We start from the raw sequence: 5,941 nt of genomic DNA, 5'->3' as shown, positions 1-5,941 counted from the left end.
GTGCGTCTTGGCTTCGTGCAGCAGCGAGTCGCGGGCGTCCAGCACATCCTGGGCGTCGTCGAGCTCGCCGGGAATCGCGTCCTTGATGTCGTCGATCAGTTCGAGCACGTCGCCACGAGGCACAACACAGCCCGCCGTCATCGGCACACCGCGAGCCTCCTCGACAATGGCGCCCAGCTCGTCGAGCGCCTCAAAAACTCGGTACACGGCAACACCCTCCCGCATCGTTGTTGTTACCAGTGTGCCTGGTGTTGCTTCTGTGACTGCGTTGCCAGGCTCGGTGTGTCGGCTTTTAGGTCGCAGAACTGACCCATTTACCTGCACACTTGACGTAATTATGTCGGCTCGCGCGCTGTCGCGGCAACGGCGGACCGGCGCAGAAACGCAGTGGGACCCGACGATGAGCGATGCGGAATACCCCCAGGGGGTATTCCGTTGGAGGAGCCATGGCACACGAAGCGGCACATGCGGTGGAGCACGCGTTAGCGCTGGCAGGGTCAATGACCTGGGAGATCCTGTGGGCCCTGATCCTCGGTTTCACCCTGTCTGCGGTGGTGCAAGCCGTGGTGCGCCGGTCGACGATTGTGGCGCTGCTCGGCGACGACCGGCCCCGCACGCTGGCGGTCGCGGCAGGGCTGGGCGCCGCGTCCTCGTCATGCTCCTACGCCGCCGTGGCCCTGGCCCGGTCGTTGTTTCGCAAGGGCGCCAACTTCACCGCCGCCATGGCCTTCGAAATAGGCTCGACGAACCTGGTGGTGGAGTTGGGCATCATCCTGGCCCTGCTGATGGGTTGGCAGTTCACCGCGGCGGAATTCGTCGGCGGCCCGCTGATGATCGTGGCACTTGCGGTGTTGTTCCGCCTGTTCGTGCGTACTCGGCTCGTCGATGCCGCACGCCGACAGGCCGATCGCGGGCTGGCAGGCTCGATGGAAGGTCATGCCGCAATGGACATGTCGGTCCAACGCGAGGGCTCGTTTTGGCAGCGACTGCTGTCACGGGAGGGCTTTACCTCCGTCTCGCATGTTTTCGTCATGGAGTGGGCGGCGATTCTGCGCGACCTGGTGGTGGGGTTGTTGATCGCGGGCGCCATCGCGGCCTGGGTGCCCGAATCGTTCTGGCAACACTTCTTTTTCGCTGATCACCCGGTGCTATCCGCGTTGTGGGGACCGATCGTGGGCCCCGTCGTGGCGATCGTCTCGTTCGTCTGCTCGATCGGTAACGTGCCACTGGCCGCAGTGCTGTGGAACGGCGGCATCAGCTTTGGTGGCGTGGTCGCGTTCATCTTCGCCGACCTGCTCATCCTGCCGATCCTGAACATCTACCGGAAGTACTACGGCACCAAGATGATGCTGACGTTGCTGGGCACGTTCTACGCCGCCATGGTCACGGCCGGCTACGTCGTCGAATTATTGTTCGGCGCAGCAGGTCTCATCCCGTCACAGCGCAACGCCACGGTGATGGAAGCGGGCATCTCCTGGAACTACACCAGTTGGCTGAACATCGCCTTCCTCGTGCTGGCAGCGGTGCTCAGCGTCCGGTTCGTCAGGACGGGCGGCCTCCCGATGCTCCGCTCGATGGGCGGCTCCCCCGACGCCGAAGACGACCACTGTCACCACAGCCACTGAACGCAGATTGGACTCGACCCCCACTCGCGTAAAGTGCTGCCCGCGAGGCTAATTGAGCGTCAGCCCGCGCCGTCGCTCGGGGCGCACACCGGGCTGTCGTCCGGTGACGGGTTGCCGGCGCGGTAGAGCAGGAGTTTGAGTTGGCGCCGTTCGGCCGGGCTGAGGTGCGCCAATAGGTGTTCATCGGACGACGCAACGGCCGCCTCCGCCCGCCGGAGAAGTGCGCTGCCCTTGCGGGTGAGCTGAGCCGGCAGGGCGCGGCCTGAGGGCGCGGTCGCGGGGCGGGTCACCAGGCCCACCTCTTGCAGCCCTTGCAAAACCTGGTTCATCGCTTGGGCTGTCACGTGCGTGTGACGGGCGAGTTCGGCGCTGGTGCGGCCCGGATCTTCGTCCAGAATGCGCATGCAGACGAATTCGGGCAATCCGAGCCCGAGCGGTCGCAACGCCTGGACCGCATGCGGGCGCAGTCGCGCCATCAATCCGCGCACCAAAAAGCCCAGCGCTTGATCCTCGAATTCGCTCATCCCCACCATGCTGACATGGAAGGACAGGCCAAGTGCCGCATTGGTCGGCGCGCCGTTGGCTGCGTCGGCTTGGCGACCGAGCGGCGTGGGCTGGACTCCCAGATCCACATATCAAGTTTCTTGACACGTATCTGCCGCGCGGGTATCAAGGAGCTAGATATACAAGTTGGCGGCCGACCAGTCGGCTGGTCGCCTTAACTGAAGGAGAACAAGGATGTTCGGAGGCGGATTTTCGGGCGGTCCCGGTTGGGGCGGCCCTGGGTTTGGCGGACCGGGCTTTGGTGGCCCGGGGTTCGGCGGACCCGGATTCGGTGGTCAAGGCTGGGGCGGACATGGCGGACCCGGCCTTGGCGGCCCAGGTTTCGGAGGGCACTGGGGCCGACCCGGTCCCGGCGGACATCGGAAGCGACTGGTGGTCGGTACGGCCGCCCTGCTGCTCGACGGACCGGCGAACGCCGAGCAGATCGTGCAACGTGTTTCTGAGGCGACCGACGGTGCGTTTGCACCGCCGCAAGAGATCGTCGAACTTGCGATTGGGAAGTTGGCCGGTCGCGGCTTCGTGAGCGTCGACGACGGAGTGGCAACCCTGACCGAACTGGGCAGGAATGTGTTGCAGTGGAAAGGGATCAGCAGCGAGAGCATCCACGCGCGGCTGGCTCAGGCCGGCAAATTCAAGGATGTCGCCAAGATTCGTTGGGGACTCTTCGAACTCGCCGGACTGGCACGGACCATCCATTGGTCGGGCACTGACGCCCAGAAGGAGAAGCTTGCCGAAGCGCGGGCGAAGGTGCTGACGGCAATCACCGAGGCGAAGCAGTCGCTGCACGCCGCACTCGCTGAGAGCTGACGTAACCAAATCATCAGCGCGGCCGTGGCTTTCACCCGGCCGCGCTGATGATTTTTAGCTAGCGGCGTGAGCCACTGTGGTGAGTTTCGTCGAGATCGACATCGGCGCGGAAAACTTCGAGTGACTTACGCGCTAGCGCCGATCTCGGTGTCTGAACCACCCAATGGCGCCAACCCCGCAACCTTCTTTATTGCCCCTTGGCCGAGCGTAGTTTGTCGGCCAGCCGACGGTTCACCGGCTCGGGCAACAGCTCGGACACGTCACCGCCCAGCGTCGCAACCTCTTTCGCGAGCGACGACGACACGAACGAATACCGCGGCGTGGTCGCCACGAAGAACGTGTCGACGCCGGCGACATGCTTGTTCATCTGTGCCATCTGAAGCTCGTACTCGAAGTCGGTGCCGGTGCGCAGACCCTTGACGATGGCCGTCATCCCCTGGGACCGAACGAAGTCGACCACCAAGCCTTGACCCGTCGCCACGCGCAAGTTGGGCAGATGCGTGGTCGACTCCTTGATCATCGCGACCCGCTCGTCGATATCGAACATGCCCTTCTTGGCGGGATTGATCAGAATCGCGGCGACCACTTCGTCGAACTGAGCTGCGGCCCGTTCAAAGACATCGATGTGGCCCAATGTCACCGGATCGAAGGAACCCGGGCAAACGGCGCCGCTCATGACGCATGACGGTACACGCCGACTCAGAGCCGTTCGGCCAGCTCCAACCGGGTGTCGCCGTAGACCCGCTGCTGCCAGGGCTGCCAACCGGGCGGCCAGCTCAGCGTCGGCCCGCTGGTGGCGCGCTCCGCCACAATCACGCTTCCCTCGCGTACCCAGCCGTGATCGACCAGCGCACTCAGCAGGGCCTCGATCTCGCTCGCTTGGACGTCGTAGGGCGGGTCGGCCAGCACAAGGTCAACCGGCGCCGGCGCTCCCGCGGCAATGACTGCCGATACCGGCCCGCGACGCAAAGTGGCACCCGGTAGGCCCAGTGTTGCGATGTTGCGCTCGAGCACGGTCGCCGCGCGACGGTCGGACTCGACGAACGTCGCCACCGACGCGCCGCGCGAAAGTGCTTCGAGGCCCAGCGCACCCGAGCCCGCGTACAGGTCGAGCACGCTGCGACCGGTCAGGTCGAGCCGCGCGGTCACGATGCTGAACAGTGACTCGCGCACCCGATCGGTCGTCGGCCGAGTTCCCCGCGGCGGGACGGCGATGCGCCGCCCCCCGGCGACACCGCCGATGATCCGCGTCAGGCGAGCACCACCAGCAGGTCCCCGCCCTCGACCTGGGCTGTGGCCGACACCGCTACCCGCTCGATGGTGGCATCGGCGGGCGCGGTGATCGGGGCTTCCATCTTCATCGCCTCGATGGTGGCGATAGTCTGGCCGGCCTTGACCTTGTCGCCGACGGAGACGCCGACCGTGACCACACCGGCGAAGGGTGCCGCGACGTGGTTCGGATTGGCGCGGTCGGCCTTCTCAGCGGCCGGCACCGCACTGGCAATGCTGCGATCACGCACTTCTACGGGCCGGAGTTGACCGTTGATGATGCACATCACCGTGCGCATCGCGCGTTCGTCAGGCTCGGAAATCGCCTCGAGGCCGATCAACAGCTCCACACCGGGCTCCAGTTGCACCCGGTGTTCCTCGTTTTGCCGAAGGCCGTAGAAGAACTGGTTGGCTGATAGCCGCGATGTGTCACCGTAGGTCTCCCGATGGGACTCGAATTCCTTTGTCGGTCCGGGGAATAGCAGGCGGTTGAGGGTGGCTTGGCGCTTGTGCCCCAGCAGCCCCAACGTGTTCTCGTCCTCGGGGGTCAATTCCTGAACGGGCTTCGCCTCGCCTCGACCGGCCAACGCTTTGGTCCGCAGCGGTTCGGGCCACCCGCCCGCCGGATCGCCAAGATCCCCGCGCAGGAACCCCAGCACCGACTCGGGGATATCGAAATGCCCTGGATCTGAGGCGAATTCATCGGCACTCAGACCGGCTCCGACCAACGCCAATGCCAGATCACCGACCACCTTCGACGACGGCGTGACCTTGATCAGCCTGCCCAGCACGCGGTCGGCACCGGCGTAGGCCTCTTCGACCTCCTCGAACCGGTCCCCCAGACCGAGCGCGATCGCCTGCTGACGCAGGTTCGACAGCTGACCACCGGGGATCTCGTGGTGATACACCCGTCCGGTCGGTCCCGGCAACCCGGATTCGAAGGGCGCGTACACCTTGCGCAGCGCCTCCCAATACGGTTCCAGCGCGCACACCGCCGACAGCGACAACCCGGTGTCGTAGTCAGTATGCGCGGCGGCCGCGACAATCGAGCTCAGCGCGGGCTGGCTGGTGGTGCCCGCCATCGGCGCCGCCGCGCCGTCGACCGCATCCGCACCCGCGTGCCAGGCCGCGATGTAGCTGGCCAGCTGACCGCCTGGGGTGTCGTGGGTGTGCACATGCACCGGCAGATCGAAGCGACTCCGCAATGCGCCGACCAGTTGCGTTGCGGCCTGAGGCCGCAGCAGCCCGGCCATGTCCTTGATGGCCAGCACATGCGCTCCGGCATCCACGATCCGCTCGGCCAACCCCAGGTAGTAATCCAACGTGTAGAGGTTCTCACCCGGATCGGACAAGTCGCCGGTGTAGCACATCGCGACTTCGGCTATGGCCGAACCCGTTTCGCGCACCGCGTCGATCGCCGGACGCATCGAATCAAGGTTGTTCAGCGCGTCGAAAATCCGGAAGATGTCGATCCCGGTGGCGGTGGCCTCCTCGATGAACGCCGACGTGACCAGCTCCGGATACGGCGTGTAGCCCACGGTGTTGCGGCCTCGCAGCAGCATCTGCAGACACAGGTTGGGCATCGCTTCGCGCAACTCGGCGAGCCTCTCCCAGGGGTCCTCCTTCAAAAACCGCAGCGCCACATCATAGGTCGCCCCACCCCAGCACTCCACGGA

The 5,941-nt window shown here is 65.4% G+C and carries 6 protein-coding genes and 1 pseudogene; 2 read left to right on the top strand and 5 right to left on the bottom strand.

All coding sequences use genetic code 11. The features are described 5' to 3' along the window. A pseudogene (gene sepIVA, locus VN856_RS07145) lies at window positions 1–207 on the bottom strand (cell division protein SepIVA); the annotation flags it as partial. 239 nt (window positions 208–446) lie between these two features. Between sepIVA and VN856_RS07140 the strand changes: the two are divergent. Then, window positions 447–1,625, top strand: a complete 1,179-nt coding sequence (locus VN856_RS07140) for a permease (RefSeq protein WP_325687525.1) — start codon at window positions 447–449, stop codon at window positions 1,623–1,625. A 59-nt stretch (window positions 1,626–1,684) separates the two neighbouring features. Here the strand turns inward: VN856_RS07140 and VN856_RS07135 are convergent, their stop codons facing one another. Continuing rightward, window positions 1,685–2,158 carry a MarR family winged helix-turn-helix transcriptional regulator gene (locus VN856_RS07135; RefSeq protein ID WP_414686892.1) on the bottom strand — a complete coding sequence of 158 codons (474 nt, stop codon included), beginning with the start codon at window positions 2,156–2,158 and terminating at the stop codon, window positions 1,685–1,687. 205 nt (window positions 2,159–2,363) lie between these two features. Between VN856_RS07135 and VN856_RS07130 the strand changes: the two genes are divergently transcribed. After that, complete coding sequence (locus tag VN856_RS07130) at window positions 2,364–2,996, top strand: hypothetical protein (protein ID WP_325687523.1); 633 nt, start codon at window positions 2,364–2,366, stop codon at window positions 2,994–2,996. Window positions 2,997–3,183: 187 nt separating this feature from the next. Here the strand turns inward: VN856_RS07130 and coaD are convergent, their stop codons facing one another. The 3 genes from coaD to VN856_RS07115 form a co-directional block, all read right to left on the bottom strand. After that, complete coding sequence (coaD, locus tag VN856_RS07125; protein WP_325687521.1) at window positions 3,184–3,672, bottom strand: pantetheine-phosphate adenylyltransferase; 489 nt, start codon at window positions 3,670–3,672, stop codon at window positions 3,184–3,186. Between the two features lie 23 nt (window positions 3,673–3,695). Then, on the bottom strand, window positions 3,696–4,250 hold the full coding sequence (gene rsmD, locus VN856_RS07120; RefSeq protein ID WP_325687527.1) for a 16S rRNA (guanine(966)-N(2))-methyltransferase RsmD: 555 nt from the start codon (window positions 4,248–4,250) through the stop codon (window positions 3,696–3,698). Then, a partial coding sequence (locus tag VN856_RS07115; protein ID WP_325687519.1) for a biotin/lipoyl-containing protein occupies window positions 4,247–5,941 on the bottom strand: 1,695 nt, incomplete at its 5' end. The genes rsmD and VN856_RS07115, both read right to left, overlap by 4 nt.

It is taken from the genome of Mycobacterium sp., assembly GCF_035603715.1.
Classification (GTDB): domain Bacteria; phylum Actinomycetota; class Actinomycetes; order Mycobacteriales; family Mycobacteriaceae; genus Mycobacterium.
The sequence above is the reverse complement of the archived record's forward strand: the minus strand, read 5'-3'. Positions and strand labels throughout refer to the sequence as shown.

Bases quoted from the DNA above. Each gene is read 5' to 3' on its own strand.
- coaD (WP_325687521.1), bottom strand. From the start codon at position 3,672: ATGAGCGGCGCCGTTTGCCCGGGTTCCTTCGATCCGGTGACATTGGGC.
- VN856_RS07130 (WP_325687523.1), top strand. From the start codon at position 2,364: ATGTTCGGAGGCGGATTTTCGGGCGGTCCCGGTTGGGGCGGCCCTGGG.
- VN856_RS07135 (WP_414686892.1), bottom strand. From the start codon at position 2,158: ATGGTGGGGATGAGCGAATTCGAGGATCAAGCGCTGGGCTTTTTGGTG.
- VN856_RS07140 (WP_325687525.1), top strand. From the start codon at position 447: ATGGCACACGAAGCGGCACATGCGGTGGAGCACGCGTTAGCGCTGGCA.